At 38.7% G+C, this 21309-nt stretch carries 19 protein-coding genes; 16 read left to right on the top strand and 3 right to left on the bottom strand.

Features of this window, described 5'->3' with window-relative positions:
* Positions 1-6: 6 nt before the first annotated feature.
* The 4 genes from P9Q65_RS03680 (at position 7) to P9Q65_RS03665 (ending at position 4908) form a co-directional block, all read left to right on the top strand.
* The gene (locus P9Q65_RS03680; protein ID WP_304507910.1) at positions 7-681 is read left to right on the top strand and encodes a response regulator transcription factor; all 675 of its coding nucleotides are present in this window, start codon (positions 7-9) and stop codon (positions 679-681) included.
* Entirely contained in the window at positions 678-2333 is a 1656-nt protein-coding gene (locus P9Q65_RS03675) for an ATP-binding protein (protein ID WP_304507908.1), read from the top strand. The genes P9Q65_RS03680 and P9Q65_RS03675 overlap by 4 nt, the downstream gene beginning before the upstream one ends.
* Positions 2334-2878: 545 nt before the next feature.
* A complete protein-coding gene (locus P9Q65_RS03670; RefSeq protein WP_304507906.1) occupies positions 2879-4360 on the top strand; it encodes a 4Fe-4S dicluster domain-containing protein in 1482 nt (493 codons plus the stop codon).
* Between the two features lie 23 nt (positions 4361-4383).
* The gene (locus P9Q65_RS03665) at positions 4384-4908 is read left to right on the top strand and encodes an ECF transporter S component (RefSeq protein ID WP_304507905.1); all 525 of its coding nucleotides are present in this window, start codon (positions 4384-4386) and stop codon (positions 4906-4908) included.
* Positions 4909-5112: 204 nt separating this feature from the next.
* Here P9Q65_RS03665 and P9Q65_RS03660 read toward each other — a convergent pair whose 3' ends face one another.
* Positions 5113-6291 (bottom strand): YibE/F family protein, encoded by a 1179-nt coding sequence (locus P9Q65_RS03660; protein ID WP_304507904.1) that lies wholly within the window; start codon positions 6289-6291, stop codon positions 5113-5115.
* 686 nt (positions 6292-6977) lie between these two features.
* On the opposite strand from P9Q65_RS03660, the gene nadA reads away from it, so the two are divergent.
* Genes nadA through nadC form a run of 3 tightly spaced genes read left to right on the top strand, consistent with a single transcriptional unit; the run spans position 6978 to position 10083 of the window.
* On the top strand, positions 6978-7883 hold the full coding sequence (gene nadA, locus P9Q65_RS03655) for a quinolinate synthase NadA (RefSeq protein WP_304507903.1): 906 nt from the start codon (positions 6978-6980) through the stop codon (positions 7881-7883).
* Between the two features lie 60 nt (positions 7884-7943).
* Positions 7944-9254 (top strand): L-aspartate oxidase, encoded by a 1311-nt coding sequence (locus P9Q65_RS03650; protein ID WP_442870834.1) that lies wholly within the window; start codon positions 7944-7946, stop codon positions 9252-9254.
* Positions 9226-10083, top strand: a complete 858-nt coding sequence (nadC, locus tag P9Q65_RS03645) for a carboxylating nicotinate-nucleotide diphosphorylase (protein WP_304507900.1) — start codon at positions 9226-9228, stop codon at positions 10081-10083. Before P9Q65_RS03650 ends, nadC begins: the two co-directional genes overlap by 29 nt.
* A gap of 199 nt (positions 10084-10282) precedes the next feature.
* Here the strand turns inward: nadC and P9Q65_RS03640 are convergent, their stop codons facing one another.
* Positions 10283-11041 carry an SDR family NAD(P)-dependent oxidoreductase gene (locus tag P9Q65_RS03640; protein WP_304507899.1) on the bottom strand — a complete coding sequence of 253 codons (759 nt, stop codon included), beginning with the start codon at positions 11039-11041 and terminating at the stop codon, positions 10283-10285.
* A 139-nt stretch (positions 11042-11180) separates the two neighbouring features.
* Complete coding sequence (locus tag P9Q65_RS03635) at positions 11181-11873, bottom strand: GntR family transcriptional regulator (RefSeq protein ID WP_304507897.1); 693 nt, start codon at positions 11871-11873, stop codon at positions 11181-11183.
* Between the two features lie 471 nt (positions 11874-12344).
* Here P9Q65_RS03635 and P9Q65_RS03630 point away from each other — a divergent pair, with 471 nt between their 5' ends.
* From P9Q65_RS03630 to P9Q65_RS03590, 9 genes are all read left to right on the top strand, one after another.
* Positions 12345-13361: a zinc-dependent alcohol dehydrogenase gene (locus P9Q65_RS03630; RefSeq protein WP_304507895.1), complete on the top strand. Its 1017-nt coding sequence runs from the start codon at positions 12345-12347 to the stop codon at positions 13359-13361.
* A 12-nt stretch (positions 13362-13373) separates the two neighbouring features.
* Positions 13374-14522, top strand: coding sequence for a galactonate dehydratase (gene dgoD / locus P9Q65_RS03625; RefSeq protein WP_304507893.1), 1149 nt, complete (start codon positions 13374-13376; stop codon positions 14520-14522).
* Positions 14523-14545: 23 nt separating this feature from the next.
* On the top strand, positions 14546-15970 hold the full coding sequence (locus P9Q65_RS03620) for a gluconokinase (RefSeq protein WP_304507891.1): 1425 nt from the start codon (positions 14546-14548) through the stop codon (positions 15968-15970).
* Between the two features lie 58 nt (positions 15971-16028).
* Positions 16029-17072, top strand: a complete 1044-nt coding sequence (locus P9Q65_RS03615; RefSeq protein ID WP_304507889.1) for a DctP family TRAP transporter solute-binding subunit — start codon at positions 16029-16031, stop codon at positions 17070-17072.
* A gap of 142 nt (positions 17073-17214) precedes the next feature.
* Positions 17215-17709: a TRAP transporter small permease gene (locus P9Q65_RS03610; protein WP_304507887.1), complete on the top strand. Its 495-nt coding sequence runs from the start codon at positions 17215-17217 to the stop codon at positions 17707-17709.
* Positions 17703-18983, top strand: coding sequence for a TRAP transporter large permease (locus tag P9Q65_RS03605; RefSeq protein ID WP_304507886.1), 1281 nt, complete (start codon positions 17703-17705; stop codon positions 18981-18983). The genes P9Q65_RS03610 and P9Q65_RS03605 overlap by 7 nt, the downstream gene beginning before the upstream one ends.
* A 66-nt stretch (positions 18984-19049) precedes the next feature.
* Positions 19050-20048 carry a 2-dehydro-3-deoxygalactonokinase gene (locus tag P9Q65_RS03600; RefSeq protein WP_304507884.1) on the top strand — a complete coding sequence of 333 codons (999 nt, stop codon included), beginning with the start codon at positions 19050-19052 and terminating at the stop codon, positions 20046-20048.
* A gap of 26 nt (positions 20049-20074) precedes the next feature.
* Positions 20075-20713 carry a bifunctional 4-hydroxy-2-oxoglutarate aldolase/2-dehydro-3-deoxy-phosphogluconate aldolase gene (locus tag P9Q65_RS03595; RefSeq protein WP_304507883.1) on the top strand — a complete coding sequence of 213 codons (639 nt, stop codon included), beginning with the start codon at positions 20075-20077 and terminating at the stop codon, positions 20711-20713.
* A gap of 11 nt (positions 20714-20724) precedes the next feature.
* Positions 20725-21309 (top strand): NAD(P)-dependent oxidoreductase (locus tag P9Q65_RS03590; protein ID WP_304507881.1); only part of this gene is annotated, 585 nt, incomplete at its 3' end.

Raw genomic sequence — 21309 nt, 5'->3', positions numbered from 1 at the left:
TGTGTTTTGATTTATTTGGTTGAGGATGATAACAGTATTCGGGAGTTAGTTGCCTATACATTACATAGTGCGGGGTTTATTGCGGAAGGATTTGAAAAACCCTCCGCTTTTTGGGATGCAATGGAAAACGAGTTACCTTCCTTAATACTGTTAGATGTGATGCTGCCTGAAGAGGATGGGATCAGCATTTTGAAAAAAATTAGGGCTTCCGCAAAAACAAAAAAAATTCCTATTATACTGTTGACAGCAAAGGGAAGCGAATATGATAAAGTTATGGGCTTAGACAGCGGAGCCGATGATTATGTGGCAAAACCTTTTGGCATGATGGAATTACTTGCCCGGGTGAAAGCCCTTTTGCGTCGAGCAGAAGGAGAAGAGAAGAAGGCAGAATATGAACTTGGTGAATTATCCGTCAGTCAATCCCGTCATGAGGTAGCGGTAGCTGGTAAAGAAGTAATACTTACGTTAAAAGAATTTGAGCTTCTTTGTTTACTTTTGGAAAACAAAGGTAGGGTTATGACAAGAGATCAGTTGTTGAATCATATTTGGGGGTATGGTTTTGACGGGGAAAACCGTACCATTGATGTGCATATAAGAACCCTTCGTCAGAAGTTAGGGGAATGGGGACAATATATTGAGACGGTGCGGGGAATTGGATATAAGATAGGAGGAAATTTGTGACAAAGCGTATTTTCCGAGCCATATTTGGATTGACGATGGTTATGATGCTGGCAGTAATTGGGCTGGTTTTTGGGATGATGAACGCATATTTTTCCTCAGAGCAGCGGGATGATTTACGCAGTCAAGCAGTTTTTATTGGGGCGGAAATTCAAGACGGTGGTTTGGCATACCTTGAAAAAATCCAAAAGCCTTCTCAGCGTATTACATGGATCGATGAAAGTGGGACAGTGCTTTTTGATTCCAAGGCTAATCCCCAAAAAATGGATAATCATAAAGAACGTGAGGAGGTTGCTGCTGCATTTGAAACAGGAGAAGGCTTCAGTGTTCGATATTCCAAGACCCTTTCTGAAAAAACGGTGTACTATGCCTTGAAGCTGGATGATGGTACCGTTTTACGCATCTCTGATTTGACAATCAGCCCCATTGCTTTATTCTTTACCATGACACAGCCATTGGCCATTATTTTGCTTTTAGCAATTCTCTTCTCTGTTTTTTTGGCATTTCAAACAGCAAAAAAAATCACAAAGCCAATTAATGATATTGATTTAGAGCAGCCTGAACTTGCCGTTGTATATGATGAATTGGCGCCGCTGTTAAGGCGAATTGCCGTTCAAAAAAAACAGATTCATTTACAAGTGCGGGAATTGCAATGTCAAAAGCAAGAATTCGATACAATTACCTCAAATATGCAGGAAGGACTTTTGGTTTTGGATGCGCATGGTGATGTGCTGTCCTATAATATCGGTGCCCTTCATCTGATGGGAATTGAGGCGCCCAGGGAAAAAGCCAATGTTTTTCAGTTAAACCGCAGCGAGGGATTTCGCTGCTCGGTGGAGGCGGCTTTGGCGGGGGCCCATCGGGAAGAAAAGATTCAAATAGGGGGAAAGGTTTGCCAGATTTTTGCAAATCCGGTGCTCCAGGAGGATACTCTTGCAGGAGCTATTTTACTGCTTTTTGATGTTACGGAACGGGAAGAAGGGGAACGCCTTCGCAGAGAATTTACAGCCAATGTCTCCCATGAACTGAAGACCCCTTTAACATCCATTTCGGGCTTTGCGGAAATTATGAAAAATGGAATGGTACATGGGGATGATGTACCTAGATTTGCAGGGAAAATATACGATGAAGCACAAAGATTAATTCAAATGGTACAGGATATTATTGGTCTTTCTAAGTTGGATGAAAAGCAGAACACCATGGAAAAAGAATCTGTTGACTTGGAATCTTTGATTCAAGACACGGTGAGAAGGCTGGAACCCATTGCTGATAAAAAGGGAGTGGCCATTGCCGTAAATGTAGAGCCGGCAATGATTACAGGTGTAAAACAGGTTTTGCAGGAAATGATTTATAATCTTTGTGACAACGCCATTCGTTATAATTATGAGAATGGAAAGGTTACCATTTCTTTAGAAAATAAAGAAAATGAAATTCTGGTTACCGTATCCGATACGGGTATGGGAATTGATCCGAAGCACCAGGCCCGTGTGTTTGAACGGTTTTATCGGGCAAATGAAAGTCGTTCCAAGGAAACGGAAGGAACTGGCTTAGGGCTTTCTATTGTGAAGCATGGGGCAATGCTTCATGATGCGAAAATTAATTTGACCAGTGAACTGAAAAAAGGGACGAAGATTACACTGGTGTTTCCCAATTGAATTTTGTTTTTCTAATCCTTAAACCTCTTTAACATGTTTTTAACAATTGGACCTTTTACGAAACAGGTAAGAGGTTTTTTTGCTGTTTTTTTTAAAATATAAACTTATCGGTCAAAGAAAAAGCCTTATGAGCAATGGTTTTTAAGAGAATAATTGTCTATAGTAATATGCTTTTCCAACTACATGGCAGATAGCATTAAAATGGGACTAAAATTTTGTTCACTATTACATGGTTTTCAAGGATAATTAGCTTGCATGCGAAATAAAACTGTGTTAGAATTAGCCCATAAGTAGGGGATTACGAAAAAGTTACGAAAAATTTTTGGGAAATGTTTAAAAAAAAGTAACGCGGTATACTGTATACAGTGAGCTTCGTTTTTATAGCATTATAAAAAGAGTAACTTTTAATCAGTCTTTCGAATTATGGGTTATGTTCAAAAATAGAAATTTTTGTTTGCATAATATTAAGGGGATTTTTTATCTGTGTAATCAAAAATGGACTTAAATGCCAGGGCATTTTTATTATTAAGAGGAGGAGCAAAAAAATGAAGGAATTTGAAAGCAATGTTCAATATATCAAATACTTGGTAAATAAAGAAGTTGCACAGCGCTTTTTTCATGGAACACTGGATAAATCCATCAATTCTTATAGAGAGATTGCGGAGGCAATTATTCCGGGGCCCAAGGCAATGTTTCGATGTTGTATTTATAAGGAACGTCATATTATAGAAGAGCGTGTTCGTTTAGTTCTGGAACCTTCCAAGGATAATCGGGTTATTAATGTGCTATCTTCTGCTTGTGACGAATGTCCCATTGACCGTTTTGTTGTTACGGAGGCGTGCCGTGGCTGTTTAGGACACAAATGTCAAGAGGTTTGTCCAAGAAATGCAATTACTATTGTAAACCACAGATCCTATATCAATCAGGCGCTTTGTATCGAATGCGGACGCTGCAAGCAGGCTTGTCCTTTTAATGCGATAAGTGAAGTAAAAAGACCTTGTATTCGTTCTTGTGCCGTTGGTGCGGTTAAAATAAATGAAGAGAGAAAAGCATACATTGATCACGAAAAATGTATTTCCTGTGGAGCATGCGTGTATCAGTGTCCCTTTGGGGCAATTGTGGATAAATCCTTTATTTTGAATATTTTGGATTTAATTCAAAATTCATGGAACAATACAAGTTATCATGTTTATGCCATTGTGGCTCCTGCAATTGCCAGCCAGTTCCCTGAGGTGAAAATGGGTCAAGTTTTTGCGGCGATTAAAGAGTTAGGTTTTTATGATGTAATTGAAGCGGCAATCGGCGGGGATATGGTTGCCATTGCCGAGGCTAAGGAATTTGCAGAAACTATTGACGAAAAAGGCTGGAAAACAACTTCTTGCTGCCCTGCCTTTGTGGATTATATCCGTAGAAATTATCCGGAATTTATGGATCATGTTTCTACAACGGTATCACCGATGATTGCCCTTGCCAGAGCAATTCACGAAAAGGATAAAAAAGCCAAGATTATTTTTATTGGGCCTTGCGTGGCAAAGAAGGTTGAAATTAAGCAAGAAGATTTGCTGGGAATCGTTGATTATGTTTTGACTTTTGAAGAATTAAAGGCAACGTTTGATGCAAAAGGTCTTGTGTTGGAAGATTTTGATGAAAGAGACGCAGGCGCACCCTCGTATTTTGGACGGATTTTCGGAAGAACGGGCGGGGTTGGAGAAAGCGTTGTAAAGGTTGCGGAGTTGGAAGGCATTGAAAAAGAAATCAAACCTATCTACTGCAACGGAATTGATGAATGTATTAAAAATATGAAACTGGCGTCTTTTGGCAAGCTGAATGCTAATTTATTGGAAGGTATGGCTTGCAAGAATGGCTGTACCGGTGGTGCGGCATCCTTGTCTCATGATCAAAAGGGGATCGCTCTTTTGAACCGCTACGGCAAAGAGGCAGCAACGGAAAATCCTTATGAAGGCATGGCTGGTTACGATATGAACACAATTAATATGGAAAGAGAATTTGGTTTGGAAGAGAAATAAGAGGGGAACCTCGAGGAGGCAAAATGAAATCAAAACAATTGGTATTAACTGCTTTATTACTGGCAATGTGTATTGTTTTTCAGAGTTTGAAAGGAATTTCTGTTTATCTTACGGGCTCTGCTGTTAATGCACTGTTGGTTATGGCAACCTTGGCTGTAGGAACTTCCAGCGGCGTTTTTATTGCTGTCATTACTCCTGTGATTGCTTATTTTATGGGGCAGACACCCATTTTGCAAATAATTCCTATGATGGTCATTGTGATTATGTTGGGGAATTTAACGTTAGTGTTATTGGCAAGCAAAGGAAAAAAAGAGAAGCTTTTGGCATGGTTAGCACTTGGGGCAATCTTAAAGGCTGTCGTTCTATGGTTGTTGGTATGGTACGCAGTGCTTCCGTTCTTTGGCGGAGGCGTGCCCGAAAAGATGGTGGGAGTTGTAAAAGCGACGTTCTCAATTACGCAGTTTATTACTGCAGCAATTGGTTGTGCCATTGCCTTTATCGTTCATGCAAGAATAAAGTATTTATATTTAACAGAACAAAAAAATTAAGCAAAAAGGGTGTCGACTTAGTCGACACCCTTTTAGACCGTTGACAAACCTTGGGTGTTGCCCCCTTACTGCCAAAGCCAAAGATAGGTAGACAGTGAAGCTGGCTTTTGCGTAGCAAAGTGCTGATCTGAAAACCTTTGTGGATGTTTGAGGACAAAACCCTCAAAGGTTTGACTTTGTCTACAGTCTGGGTGTGAAAAGAAATTAATATATTCTTTGTTTGCGCACGCTGCGAGGTTTCTTCTGTTTCCCAATATAAATCATTCCGCAAATGATTGCAGTAAGAGGAATAGTAAGCAGAATTGCAGTGCTTCCGATGAGTGCTTGGATAAATTCAACAATAATCATTTCTCTATTTATCAACGAAGAAATTGAATCAGCATAGGTAATTAACAATAAAACAACAGAAAGAGAGCTTCCAATATAGGCCAACACCAATGTGTTTGACATGGTGCCCATAATATCCCGCCCGATGGTAAGACCACTTTTTACTAGTCTAGCAAAGGATAATCTATCTGAGTGTTGGCATATCTCGTAGAGGGAGGATGCGATATCCATCGCCACGTCCATAACTGCACCTAAAGAACCTACAACAATGCTGCCAAAAATAATTGCATTTAAATTTACCGGAGAAGGCAGTGCGGTCAAATAAATGGAGTTTTCATCTATAACACCAGTCAAATGCAGAACCCTGTCCATGATAAGGGAAAGACAGGCAGCGACACAAACACCAAACAGACAGCCAAGTATGGTGGCTAAAGTTTTTTTGCTCCATCCGTTTGTAATTAGAATGGTCATGATTGTAATAAAGCCGCATGCAATTAAAGTGCTTATGTATATGTTTTGACCACTTAAAATAGATGGAATATATACGAGGAAAATCGCCAAACAAGTAAATGTCAGCGAAATGATTGTATTAATTCCTTTTCCCCATCCAAATAGCAATAACAGAACAAAAAAGGTAGCAGCAAAGATCATCAAGGTATCGAAACGTACATAATTACCGAATATCCACTCTGTTCCATATTCTTCTGCGGGATAGTTATATACGATAATTTTGTCACCAACGGAAATGATTTTCTGTTTTGCAGCCGAAAAGGAAGAATCACCTATCTGAGCAGCAAGGATTTCTTCCCCTTTATGCTCCCCTTCCAATAGCCTACAAGTAAATAGGGTTGTTGTATCTGCCACAATTGGTGCAATTCCCTCATAAGATTGCCCTTGTACTTCATCTTCAATACTCAAAACGATTGCTTTTGCGGAATAGGATTGTTGGCTATCCATAACCGTAAGATTTTTTGAAGCAATATTATGACCAAAAAATATGTAGATAATAGACAAAAATACGGTTACTATCCAGACAATAATATTTTTGTAATTCATATGACGTCACCGGACTTTCTATCAAGAAAAATCAGTTCATAACATGTGAATCTGTTTTCCATTGTATTACTTTCTAAGGTGTTGGTGATTTGTATTATTATCTTTTTGTCTTGTGTAATAGATAAATTCAAAAAATTCATTTTTGACCTCCTTTTATTTTTCAGAAAAAAAAACTAGGACAAACCTAGAAAATATGGACAAACGCAGTGGTGACAGAATGAATAGAATATCCCAACATTGCTTATAATTATAACTGTAAAGCTAAAAATTTACAAGTTTTCTCGACCATCTGTGCATCTTCTATTAAATCAGTGTTTCCTTAGGAGTAAAACGGATTATAAGTAATTCAATACAAATTACTGCGTTTGACTTGAATATTATTTTATGAATGGAAATTAAAAATGTATGCGAATAAAATTTTTAAAATTCATTTATTTGTTCAGATATTTACTTAGTAAGAATTTCATACAATGCCATACAACAGTAAGAAAATTTGATGGACAGTTTATTGACAATTCCAGAATAATCTATATAATAGTAGTGAATATGTATACAAAAAAATCCAAAAAAATGCATTTAATAAAAAATGTGCTTTTTTGGATTTTGAAGCAATGCTAAATTGTATAGTGTTGATTGAAAAAGAAATGCTTCATGAATAATCAAAGTTTCTTAAGTGGGGTGAAAGAATGAATTTACAGGAAGAAATAGGAAAGCTGAAGGCAAAGAATGATGTGGCCATTTTAGCACATTATTACGTAGACGGAGAGGTACAGGATATTGCGGATTATGTAGGGGATTCTTACTATTTAAGCAAAATTGCAACGGAAATTTCTCAAAAAACCATATTGTTTTGCGGTGTTAAATTTATGGGAGAGAGTGCTAAAATTTTGAATCCTGAAAAACGTGTGATTATGGTTGACGATACAGCTGACTGTCCGATGGCACACATGATTGATGAAGAAACAATACAGAATATAAAAGCCAAGTATGATGATATCGCTGTTGTTTGTTATATTAATTCCAGCGCAGAAATAAAAGCACATTCCGATGTATGTGTAACATCATCCAATGCATTAAAGATTGTTTCTAAACTGCCACAGAAAAATATTTTGTTTATTCCTGATAATCATCTGGGGACTTATTTGTCCACAAAGATGCCTAATAAAAATTTTGTTTTTCATCATGGTTACTGTCCTGTTCATCAGGACATCAGAATGGAAGATGTAAAAAGGGCAAAACAAGAACATCCTGAGTCTGAAGTTTTAGCCCATCCGGAATGCAGTATCGATGTTTTAAGCTTAGCCCATTTTATCGGAAGTACTTCGGAAATTATTGATTATGCTACAAAAAGTGAAGGTCATAGTTTTATTATTGCTACGGAAGACGGTGTTTTACACCAACTTCGCAACAAAAATCCAAATAAGATTTTTTATCTTGTAAATGAAAAACAACAGTGTCTCGGAATGAAGCTGAATACACTTGAAAAGGTCTATCAGATTTTAAATTCTATGGAGAATGAAATGATTTTAAATGAAGATTTAAGACAAAAAGCCCAAGCTCCTTTAACAAAAATGCATGAACTGGCCAAATAATGAAAACCACTAAAAATATGACAGGTAGCAAAGGATATTGTGAAGGAAGGTATCGTTGTGATAAAAGAAGCTGATGTTGTAATTGTTGGAACAGGAGCAGCAGGTTTATTTTGTGCTTTAAATATACCGGAAAACTATAAGATTATTATGATTACAAAAAAGCAGCCTGAGGACAGTGATTCGTTTTTAGCCCAAGGCGGAATTTCTGTACTTAAGAATCAAGATGATTATGAAGCATATTTTGAAGATACATTAAAAGCGGGAAGATATAAAAACAACAAAAAATCCGTTGAGGTACTCATTCGCTCATCACGCAGTATTATAGAGGATTTGGTGAAACTGGGTGTAAATTTTGATTGCGAAGGGGCTGATTTTTTATATACAAGAGAGGGTGCCCATTCTGTTAACAGAATTTTGCACCATAAAGATATTACTGGGAAAGAAATTACTGAAAAATTGCTGGAGCAAGTAAAAGAGAAATCTAACATCAGCATCATTCCTTTTGTTACGATGATTGATATATTGGAAGAAAACAGTACTTGCGTAGGCGTTGTTTTAAAAGATAAGGAAGATGCAATTTATAACATATCCTCTCGTGGAGTGGTTTGGGCCACTGGGGGGGTTGGAGGTTTGTTTGAACATTCCACGAATATGGAACATATTACAGGAGATGCCATTGCCATTGCTATAAAACATGGGGTTAAATTGCTTGATATGAACTATGTTCAAATTCATCCTACCACACTTTTTTCCAAGGGAAAGGGTAGAAGTTTTTTGATTTCAGAAGCTGTCAGAGGGGAAGGAGCCATACTTCTTAATAAAGAGGGTCAGCGGTTTGTTGATGAATTGTTGCCAAGAGATGTTGTAAGTGCTGCAATTTTTGAGCAAATGAAAAAGGATGATTCCGATTATGTTTATTTGTCCATGCGTCATATCCCAGAGGAGAAAATCAAACAAAGATTCCCAAACATATACGAAAAATGTTTAGAAGAAGGATATAATTTATCAATGGATATTCTTCCGGTTACGCCGGCACAGCATTATTTTATGGGTGGCGTTGAGATTAATATTGATGGCCAAACGTCCATGGAGAATTTATTCGCCGTGGGGGAGACAAGCTGTAATGGAGTACATGGTGCCAACCGTTTGGCAAGTAATTCTCTTTTAGAAGCCTTGGTTTTTTCAAAAAGAGCGGCATATGTTATTGGTGAAAAGCTTAAAAATATGCAGTTTAAGAATATGGGTGTGACAAAGGAGGATAATCGGTATAAAAACATAGAACAACTGGAAAAAGAGTACCATAAGTTGGTTTGGGAGGAATTAAACAAAGGGAGTGTTAAATATGCTAGATTGTGCAAGCATGAAAGTTAACATAGAGGATTACGTTAAAGCTGCGCTGAAAGAAGATATCACCAGCGAGGATATTACAACAAATGCAATTGTCTCTCCTACAAAGGAAGGCTTGGCACAATTAATATGCAAACAGACAGGTGTTGTTGCGGGACTTGATATATTCGCTTTTGTTTTTCAATTAATTGATTCCACTGCTCGCTTTGAAACGGAATATAAAGATGGTGATTTCATCCAAAGGGGAACAATCGTAGGAACTATTTATGGAAATGTGAGAGCCTTATTAACCTGTGAACGTACAGCTTTAAATTTTTTACAGCGCATGAGTGGGATCGCAACATATACCAATGAATGTGTTCAGGTAATGAAACCTTATAAAACGAAATTACTGGATACAAGAAAAACAACGCCCAATATGCGTATTTTCGAGAAGTATGCAGTAAAGGTTGGTGGAGGCAATAATCACAGATATAACCTTTCAGACGGTATACTGATAAAGGATAATCATATTGCGGCAGCAGGAAGTATTTCTGAGGCTGTAAGGCTGACAAAGGAATATGCGCCGTTTGTCCGTAAGATTGAAGTTGAAGCAGAAACCTTGGAAATGGTTGATGAAGCGATAGAAGCCGGGGCAGATATTATTATGCTTGATAATATGAGTAATGAAATATTGAAAAAATCAGTTGATCGAATTGGAGACAAAGCAAAAACGGAATGCTCGGGGAATGTAACCAAAGAACGTTTGAAAGAACTTTGTGAAATTGGAGTGGATTATATTTCCAGTGGAGCCCTTACCCATTCTGCTCCCATTTTGGATTTTTCCCTTAAGAATTTAAAAAATTTAAATTGATAAGAGAAGGATGCTTTGTCAATCGTTGTAAACAAACAATAGGTTTAATGTAGAAGTGGCAGCCGAAAGGCTGCCACTTTTGGCTGTTTTAAAAATAAAATATGATTTTTTGCAGAAAGTAAAAGTGGCGGTTTAAATGTGGAACCGCCACTTTTATAAGAATAAAAAAGGAGACAAAGTATAGAAAAATCTTTTCAGATTATTTGCTTAAGTATCCGCCGTCAACGGGAATTACTGCACCGCTTAAGTAGTCAGAAGCTTGGGAGGCTAAAAAGATGGTAATGCCCTTCATATCTTCCCCATTTCCCCAACGTTTTGCGGGAATACGACCTAAAATTTCTTTATTTCTGCCTTCATCATTGATCAAAGCAGTGTTCATATCTGTTGCCATATAGCCGGGGGCAATGGCGTTTACATTAATTCCTTTTGAAGCCCATTCATTGGAGAGGGCTTTGGTAAGCTGAGCCACAGCACCTTTGGAAGCTGCATAGGCGGGAACGGTATAACCTCCGAAGAAGCTGAGCATAGAAGCAACATTAATAATTTTGCCATAGCCCTGGTGAATCATTTCTCTTCCTGCCAACTGACACAACATAAATACGGCATTTAAATTTACATCAATGACAGCATCCCAATCTTCCATGGGGAATTCTTCACAAAAATGACGTCTTTGGATTCCGGCCGCATTTACAAAAATATCCAGGGATCCGTCTAATTTTTCCAAAGCTTCTTGAAACCCTTTCTCTAGGCTTTCTCTGTTGCTCAAATCAGCCGCAACGCCATGACAATGAAAGCCCTTTTCTGTATATTCTGCGGCAACCTCCAGTGTTTTTTCGGAAGTACCCATAATGACCACTTCCGCACCCGCTTCCATAAGTCCTTCTGCCATACCTCGTCCAAGACCTCTGGTTGAACCTGTTACAATTGCTTTTTTTCCTGTTAAATCGAATGATACCATGCTGTAAAGCTCCTCTCTAAGTGTTAAACTGCAACCCTAAATTGCAATATTTGTATGTCACACCAAAGGTGCAATCTGTCTTTTTCTTGCCAAAGGGTGGTTTGCAAGACACCCAAAGAGGGAAACTTACAAAAAAATATTAAATAATTTTATCCACCTTTAAAATCAAACCGATGGCAGTTTTGGCATTCATAATATGAACGGTCAAAGCCTCTTTCAGGGTGATTTCATCTCCTGCAAGAATTGCATCAAGAATTGCTAAATGCTCTTTTACTCCGTTAATATCTTTTACTTTAGATTGTCTGCGGAAAATAAAGTTGGAGTATAAAAATGGATTGATATAATGAAAGATTTCAACAATTTTTTGATTGCCACTACACTTCAAATACAACTCATGAAATTTATAATCCAATTCATAATTGCGAAGATAATCCTCTATTGGAGAATCGGGAGATAAATCCGTTACGAGCTGTAAATGCTCGTCGATATTTTTCTGAAATTCGTCCTTAAGGGCATCGTTAAAGCTAACGGTTAAAATAATTTGTTTCATATAATACAAATCCAACATTAAACGAGTATCAAAAATTTCATCGACTTCTTCTGCGGTAACGCTATGCACCTTCATGCCTTGTCTTGGGAAGTTTTCGATAATCTTTTCTGAAATTAAACGATTTAACGCAAACTTTACGGGGGTTTCACTCACACCGTATCGTTTTGAAAGTTCCTTTACGTTGATTTTTTCTCCAGGCTTAATGATATGCTGGGTGATGTCTTCACGAATATTTGCGTATATGGTATCAGCCAATGTGAGTTTTGTTGTTTGTTTTTCCATGACAATCCTCCGTAAAAATTTATTTAAAGTTAAAAACTGCATGATAATTGTTTTTTCTACCATTATATCAATTATAAATGCATTTTGGAATAATAAAAACGGAGAAATTTAGATTTTATTATTGATATAAAAAATTTTTTAACCCACTTGATATATTTAATTTAAATTTTAAACTGCAATCTGTCAATATCATTTCTATCTAATATTTTCAACACTATTTTAGCAATTAGTTTGAGAATAAAAGGCAATGAAACAAAATTTAAGCTGAGTTTGGAAGATTTGCACAAAAACAAATTAAATTTATTGGTATATTAATAATATTGACGATATACATTTTAAAATATATACTTGTATTAATAAAATATTTAAAAATGCTAAAAAAATTTTTTAGAGAAATAAAAATATTTTAACTCGATAATTTCATAGCTTTTTGAAATTTTAATCAAAACCAAATGAAGGAGTTGAAAACAAATGAAAGCATTGGTTTATACTGGGCCGAAAGGTGCTGAGGTTTTGGAAGTTGCAGAGCCTTTGGCAAAGGAAGGTGCAGTAAAGGTACGGATGAAGTATTGTGGCATTTGTGGTTCCGACATGGGAATTTATTTAGGAACACATCCCAGAGCAAAAGCCCCTTTGATTTTTGGGCATGAGTTTTTGGGAACGGTGGAAGAAGATGGCAAGAAATTTAAAAAAGGTGATCGTGTGGTGGCGTATCCTTTATTAACTTGCGGACATTGCCTTGCATGTAGAACTGGAAATGAGCATGTTTGTAACACCTTGGGATTAATTGGCATTGATGTGGACGGGGGCATTTGTGAATATGCTTATGTTGACGAAGACGTTATGTTTAAGGTACCTGATGGTGTTTCTGACAAGGCGGCAACGGTCATTGAACCTTTGGCAGTCATTGTAAGAAGTATCCATCAGGCAAAAATGAAGGCTTTGGATACCTGTGTGGTAATTGGTGCAGGCCCTATTGGAATGATTACAGGCATGATGTTAGTACATATGGGTGCTGGGAAGGTTTTCATTTCCGATGTGGACGATAAGAAATTGGAAAAAGCAAAAGCTTTTGGCATGATTCCTGTTAATGCAAAAAATGAAAATTTGGAACAGGTTGTGAAGGCTGCAACGGATAGCGAAGGTGCGGATTTATTATTTGAATGCTCCGGTTCAGAAATTGCAGCAATGCAAATGACGGATATTACTCGTGTAAGCGGAACGATTTGCATGACAGCGGTGCACAAGCATCCTCACATGGTGAACCTTAGAGATTTAAACTTTAAAGAACAAACTTTAATTGGAACCCGTGTTTATACAAAGGAAGAATTTAGACAAGCGGTTGATTATTCAGAGAAAATAAATGAAGACTTGGAAAACATCGTTTCCCATGTTGTTTCCTTAAAGGATAGCCCAAAGGTTTTCGACATGATTGCAGACCCTTCGGCAGGTACTTGCAAGGTTTTGATTGATTGTCAGGATTTTTAAGGGGTTGACAGCATGAAAATTGCAGATTTAAAGCTTTTTCAAGTTCCACCCAGATGGCTTTTTTTGAAAATCGAAACGGATGAAGGTATTTTTGGTTGGGGTGAGCCTGTTGTGGAAGGAAAGGCTTCTACGGTAGCGGCTTGTGTAAAAGAAATGTCCCATTATCTTATTGGAAGGAATCCATTGGAAATTGAGGATATTTGGCAAACCCTGTATCGGGGTGCATTTTACCGTGGCGGCCCCATTATTACCAGTGCCATCTCCGGCATTGAGCAAGCTTTATGGGATATCAAAGGGAAATATTATAATGCACCTGTCTACGAATTGTTAGGCGGTGCTTGCCGAAATAATATTGACGTTTACTGCTGGATTGGAGGGGACAGACCTACTGACGTAGGGAAAGCCGCATTACAGCAAAAGAATTTGGGCTTTCAAGCAATCAAAATGAATGCAACGGAAGAAATGCATTACCTTGACAGTTTTTCTAAAGTAGAAGGTGTGATTGAGAGAGTGGCAGCCATCAGAGAAACCTGTGGCAAAGATTTTGGGATTGCCGTAGATTTCCATGGCAGGATACATAAAAGTATGGCGAAGGTTTTGGCGAAAGAATTAGAGCCTTATCACCTCATGTTTATTGAGGAACCTGTGCTTAGTGAAAATTATGAGGCTTTGAAAGAAGTTGCCAAATATACTTCCACTCCTATTGCAACGGGGGAAAGATTATTTACCCGTTGGGATTTTAAAAAGATTTTTGAGCAAGGAATTGTGGATGTGATTCAACCGGATCTTTCCCATGCCGGGGGCATCTTGGAGTGTAGAAAGATTTCTGCAATGGCGGAGGCTTACGATATGGCAGTGGCACCCCATTGTCCCTTAGGACCCATTGCATTAGCCGCATGTTTACAGATGGATGCGTGTACGCCCAATGCCATCATTCAAGAGCAAAGCCTGGGAATTCATTATAACCAAGGCAGTGATCTTTTGGACTATTTGGTGAATCCCAGTGTATTTGATTACGGCAATGGGGTTGTGAAAATTCCCAGCCAACCGGGCTTGGGAATTGAAATCAACGAAGAATTTGTAAAAAAACAGGCAGAAACGGGTCATAACTGGAAAAATCCTGTTTGGAGAAATAGCGACGGAACCGTTGCTGAATGGTAAGAAAATGTTGGGGGTAAGGATAAATGAAGATTTTAGCATTAGAATCCAGCACTACCTCTGCAAAAGCTATGGTATATGATACAGATACCGGTAAATTCCATGTGGAATCGATACCATACATTTTAAAGCATACCGATGTGACATTACACGATGCAAAGGATGTGTTTGAGCAGACGGTATACCTAGGAAAAAAAATGTGTGAAAATCAAAAAATTGATATGGTTACGCTTAGTGGCACTTGGCATAGTTTAATGCTTTGTAATTGTAATATGGAGCCACAGACGCCCATTTATTTATGGTCTTATATGGGTGCTGCTGATATTTGCAAGGAATTAAGAAAAGACGAAGGATATGTGAATCGTTTTTATCAAAAAACCGGTTGTATGGTAAATGCCATATACCCTGTGTTTAAAATCAAGCTTTTAGGACAGTTGGGTTATAAGCTGGAAGATTACCGATTTGTAGGGCAAGGTACATATAATACGTATCGTTTGACGGGGCAGTGGGCTGTAACAGACAGCGTTGCTTCGGGGACAGGGTTATTAAATATTCATACCAAAACCTATGATGAAGATATTTTGAAGGAAAATGGTATTGGGCTGGAGCAGCTTCCAAAGATTATTACATATAAGGATACATTAAAGCTGAGCGATGAAGGTGCAGCGTTTTTAGGGCTTCCCGTAGGAACACCTGTGATTGCCACCAATCCAGACGGCGGTTTGAATCAGGTTGGTGCGGGTGCCGTTGAGGAAGGGGTTATGAGTTTTTCCGTGGGAACCAGCGGAGCATTAAGGCTAAGTACATCAGAGCCTATTCTACCTGATCAACCTAGTACATGGTGCTATTTATCGCCAAAGTCTTGGTTAAGCGGGGCGGCAACCAGCGGTTGCTGCAATTGCATTGACTGGTTTAAGGGAAAATATTTTCAAGAGGACGTTTCTTATTTGGAAATGGAGGCAGGATGCAAAAATATTGAGGATGTACCTGTATTTTTACCCTTTCTTTTTGGCGAGAGATGTCCCGGTTGGAACGATGAAAGAGATGGCGGTTTCTATGGCTTAAAACCAAGCCATACCGTATATGATTCTTATCGTGCCATTCAAGAGGGAGTGTTATTTAACCTCTATCAATGCTACGAGGAATTGGTTAAGTTAAACGGAAAGCCGAAAAAAGTAATGCTTTCCGGCGGCATTATCAGATCTAAGGTTTGGACACAAATGTGTGCAGATATATTCCAGATTAAAATGACCATTGACGAGGTGGAGCATAGCTCTTTAATCGGTTCGGTGGCGTTGGGGATGGAACTTTTGGGAGTAATTCCTGATGCGAAAAATTTTAAGAGTAATTATTCTCAGGTAATTATACCCAATCCGGAAATGAAAGATTTTTACAGTAAGAAGTACCAAAAATATTTATATTGGTACGAAATAACAAAAGAACAAGGTTAATTAGGAAAAATTCCAATAAATGAGACAAACGCTTTATATTCCAAGGAGGGAAAAATCTATGTTTAAGTTGAAAAAAGGTTTAGCAATGGCACTGGCATCTGTACTTACAGTTGCAATGGTAACAGGCTGCGGCGGCAGTGCTCCCGCAGAGGACAGCAGTGCGGAAGGCACAAAACAAGGAAGCGAAGAAACTGTAGAATTGGTATTCTCCAACGTGACCTCTGTTTCCGGTAAAGACGCAGGAGAAGTGTTCAAAAGAGTGGCGGAAGAAGAATCCGGAGGTTCTGTTGTGGTAAATCTGTTCCCCGATAATATGTTGGGGGATGACCGCGTAGTTATCGAAACAACAGCAATGGGGAACATCGACATCGGTGTATCTTCTACCAGCCCCTTGGCTACAATGTATCCCGATTTCTACCTATTTGATGCACCTTATTTGTTCTTAAATACGGAAGATGCTTATGCAAAATTAGATGGTGAAGTTGGCCAGAAAATTCTTGATGGTATGGAAAGCATGGGATTGAAAGGCTTGGCTTTTTGGGAAAACGGGTTCCGTAACTTTACAAACAACAAAGTTGCAGTAAAGACGCCTGCTGACGTAAGAGGCTTTAAAGTTAGAACAATGGAAAACGAAGTGCATATTGCAGCTTGGACTGCATTCGGTGCAAACCCTACACCCATGGCATTTACTGAGTTATTTACCGCTTTACAACAGGGTACCGTAGATGCACAGGAAAATCCTTTGGGCATTATTGATGCGAACAAGTTTGTAGAGGTTCAGAAATATGTATCCTTGACACAGCACGTTTATACACCTTATATCGTTTGCATGAACTTGGACAAATTCAACTCTCTTTCCGAAAATCAGCAGAATGCAATTTTAAAAGCGGCAGAAGAATCTACTGTTTATCAGAGAGAACGTTCTCAGGAATTAGAAAAAGAAATTCTTGGAAGATTTACGGAAGGCGGAACAACAGTTGTTGAATTAACAGATGACGAAAAGGCCGAATGGCAGCAAGTAGTAACAGACAACAATATTTTTGATTTGGTGAAAGAAAAAATGGAACACCCTGACTATTTGGATCAAATGTTGGCCGAATAATAAAAGCTTCAAACAGTTCATTTATTTATTGGGATTTTAGAGAGATAGTTTACAAAAGGAGGGCTTTGGTAAAACAATACGGTCTTATCAAAGCCCCGATTTACAATATATACAAATTTTATGAGAAAAAGTAGGTGGAACAATGAACTTTTTAAAATGGCTGGATAAGGAGTTTGAATTGGCCGTTTGCTCAATTCTGATGGTGGCAATGACCTTACTTATCTTTATTCAGGTAATCATGAGATATGTTTTTGGCAGTTCTTTGGTTTGGTCCGAAGAAATGGCAAGATATCTCTTTATTTGGCTGATTTATTTGGGGATCAGTTATGGTGCCCGCGTGATGAAGCATATCAAAATCGAGGCGGCCTTGGGGTTGTTTCCCAAAAAGCTCAGACCTTTTGTAATCATTTTAGGTGATGTTTTATTTTTTGTATTCTCTGTAATTATTGTTTATTTAGCATATGGCGTTGTAATGCAGCAGATCAAATTAAATCAGAAATCTCCCGCAATGCAAATTCCCATGTGGTTTATGTATTCCGCACCCATGATTGGCTTTGCTTTGACGGCAATCCGCCAGATTCAAGTAATTGTGTTTAAGATAAAAGATGTTATGAAAGGAGGGGCTCGAGAATGGTAATTACAGCATTATTCGGCGGCCTTGCCTTATTCCTGATTTTAAATGTACCCGTGGGTATTGCCATTGGTTCGGCTTCCCTTTTGGCCATTATGTTTACAAAAGGACTTACGCCCGGATATGTACCTCAGGCATTATTTACAGGTTGTGACTCCTTCCCGATTATGGCAATCCCTTTGTTTATTTTGGCAGGGGAATTAATGGGTGCCGGGGGTGTTTCCAAAAGAATTTTGAGCGTATGTAATGTTTTCTTCGGAAGAATTACAGGCGGTCTTGCCATTGTAACCGTAGTTGTATGTATGTTTTTTGCTGCGGTATCCGGTTCCGGCCCTGCAACCGTTGCGGCCGTTGGTTCTATGGTTATTCCCACCATGTTGGAAAAGGGATACAGTAAAAAATTCACCCTGGCATTGGTTGCTTGTGCCGGTTCCATTGGTGTTATCATTCCTCCCAGTATTCCTATGGTTATATATGGTGTTTCCACCAGTACATCTATTTCTAGTCTTTTCTTGGCTGGATTTTTACCCGGCTTATTAATCGGTCTTGCGTTAATTTTCTTTTGTTACTTCTATGCCAAAAAACAGGGCTGGAAGGGGGATGAAAAGGTTTATACAACAAAGGAAAAATTAGAAGCGGTATGGGAAGCAAAATGGGCATTGATTAACCCAGTAATCATCCTTGGAGGCATTTATGCAGGTGTTTTTACACCAACAGAAGCGGCAGCAGTGGCTGCGGTTTATGCTTTCGTTTGCGGGGTATTCATTCACAAGGAATTGGATTTCAAAAACCTGTTTGCAACGGTAGGCAGTGCTTGCTCCACAACGGCAACGACCATGGTTATTCTGGGTTGCGCAACTGCTTTTACCAAAATTCTTACCATTCAGCAAATTCCAAATATGATTACGAATGCAATTATCAATGCAACAGACAATACTTTCTTGATTTTGATGTTAATTAATATTTTGTTGTTAATTGTGGGCTGTTTTATGGATACTACACCGGCAATCATGGTGCTTTCCCCTATTTTGCTCCCAGTGGCAACTTCCATCGGTATCAACCCGATTCACTTCGGTATTATTATGGTTGTGAACTTAGCCATCGGCTTTATTACACCGCCCTTGGGCATTAACCTCTTTGTTGCCTCACGTGTGGGTTCGGAGCCTTTGGAAACAATCACCAGGGGCATCATACCTTTTATTTTGGTCATGATTGCATGTCTTCTTTTGATTACATATATCTCACCGATTTCTATGTTTCTACCAAATCTTTTTTCATAATTAATTTGTATGATGTATTCCGCAGTCATTATGATTGCGGAATACAAATAAAAAGGGGTGTGAGAAATGTATCATATTTATATAGACTCCGGCACGTCAAACTCCAAGCTTTACTTAGTAAAGGGAAAGCAGCCTGTTGATACCGTTATTGCAAATGTGGGTACCAAGGATTCGGCTATTTCGGGGAGTAATGACGTGCTTTTAAGCGGTTTAAAGGGAATTTATGAGCGTGTTTTGGAAAAAAACAAGTTGCGGGACAGGGATATTGAAAGCATATGGCTCTCCGGAATGGTGACAAATCCCTTTGGGATTATTGAGGTAGAACATATCAGCACACCTGTAGACGGAAAAAAGTTGTTGGAGCAAAGATATATTCATTTTGAAGAAAGGTATTTTCAACGGAAGTTGAATCTTATTCCGGGGGTAAAAACTGCCCAGCCGGGACAGGTGGTGACTATGGAAAATATCGAGAAAATGAATAATGTCAGAGGGGAAGAAATTGAGGCCATTGGGATGATTGCCTGTGGGGTCATTCCGAAGGAGCAAGATTGCGTTATGATTTCTCCCGGTTCCCATACCCATATGCTTTATGTAAAAAAAGGCATAATTACAGATATTGTATCCAATTTTACGGGAGAGTTAAATTATGCCATTCAAAAGGATACCATTCTTGGCGGAGAGCTTACCCAAGAAGATATTTTCTTAACGGAAGAATATGTGATTCAAGGCTATCATATGGTGAAAACCTACGGTTTGGCAAGGGCGTTGTATATCATTCATGCAACAAAGGTTTTTGGCGTTTGTGAAAATGAAATCAGAAATTCTCTTCTTTCCGGCATTCTTTCAGGTGGCGTCATTGACATGCTGAAATATAAGCTTGAAAGAGATTGGAATGGCGTGAAAAAAGTGGTCATTATCGGGGGAAAGAATTATATTAAGGGCTATGAGATGATCTCTAGACATATTCTACCGAAAATTGAAGTGGAAATTGTATCATGCAAAGCAGGGGAAAGCTTTGGGTTGTATGGTTATTTGGAGCTAGCCAGAATTGTAGAGGAAGACTAGGAAATTTGCAAAAGGAGATGGATTTTATGGCAGATACATTGCAGAGAATTTTAGATGGTAAGGTGATTGCCATTGTCAGGGGAATTTCCTCCAAGGATATGATTCAAACAGTACAGGCGTTAAAGGACGGCGGGATTACTTGCGTAGAGGTAACTTTTAGTTTAAAAAGTGAGGAACAAAGCTTAGATACATTAAAATCTATCCGCATGATTAAAGAGCATTTTGGTGATTTGGTTGCAGTAGGAGCAGGAACGGTTTTGACACCGGAAAATGTATACCGTGCAAAGGAGGCAGGTGCGGAGTATATTATTTCCCCCAACGTGGACGAGGGGGTTATCAAAGCAACGAAAAGATTGGGCTTAGTTTCCATTCCAGGTGCTGTGACCCCTACAGAAGTTATTACGGCGTACAATTGGGGTGCGGATATGGTGAAGCTATTCCCGGCAGCAGCTTTGGGCCTTCCCTACATTAAGGCGATGATGGGGCCTATTGATGGCATTCCTTTGACTGCTGTAGGGGGCGTAGACGCATCCAACTATGGTGATTTTATCAATATTGGCTGTGTTGGCGTTGGCGTTGGCGGAAATCTGGTAAACAAAAAGCTGATTGAAGCAGGGGATTTTGCAGCAATCAAAAAATTGGCTTTGGAGTACGGCTTAAAATAGGGGGCGGAGAAATGAAAAAGGTACTAGTTACATCCAGATCCTTTGGGAAAACAAGTCCTAAGCCCTTTGAAGTTTTGGAGAAAGCCGGGATTGAATACACTTTGATGGGGTCGGATTTTGACGAAAACAAGTTCAAAGAAGTAATTCCCCAATATGATGGTTTGATTATTGGTGCCCATCCCTTTTATCCTCTGGACATGGAGCGTTGTAAGAATTTGAAAATTATTGCCAAGCATGGTGCCGGGCTGGATAACATTTACTTGGAGGATGCAAAGAGATTGGGAATTTGCGTTACCAATGTACCTGCAATGAACGCAAACGCCGTTGCCGACCTGGCGTTTGGTCATATTTTAAATATTTCCCGGGGAATTTCTATTACCAATGAAAGAGTACATAACGGGGAATGGAAAACTTTTATCGGAAAAGACGTTTTTGAAAAAAACTTAGGATTAATTGGTTTTGGTTCCATTGCAAAAAATGTAGCCAGACGAGCAAAAGGCTTTTCCATGAAGGTTTTGGTTTATGACCCATTTATAACGGAAATACCAGAGGAGTTTCAAGATTTTGTAACTCTTACAGATTTGGACACCTTGACA

The sequence above is a fragment of the Anaerotignum sp. genome, from assembly GCF_030625865.1.
In the GTDB taxonomy this organism is placed as follows: Bacteria; Bacillota; Clostridia; order Lachnospirales; family Anaerotignaceae; genus Chakrabartyella.
Note: the sequence above shows the minus strand (reverse complement) of the source record. Positions and strands in the feature narration are given on the sequence as shown.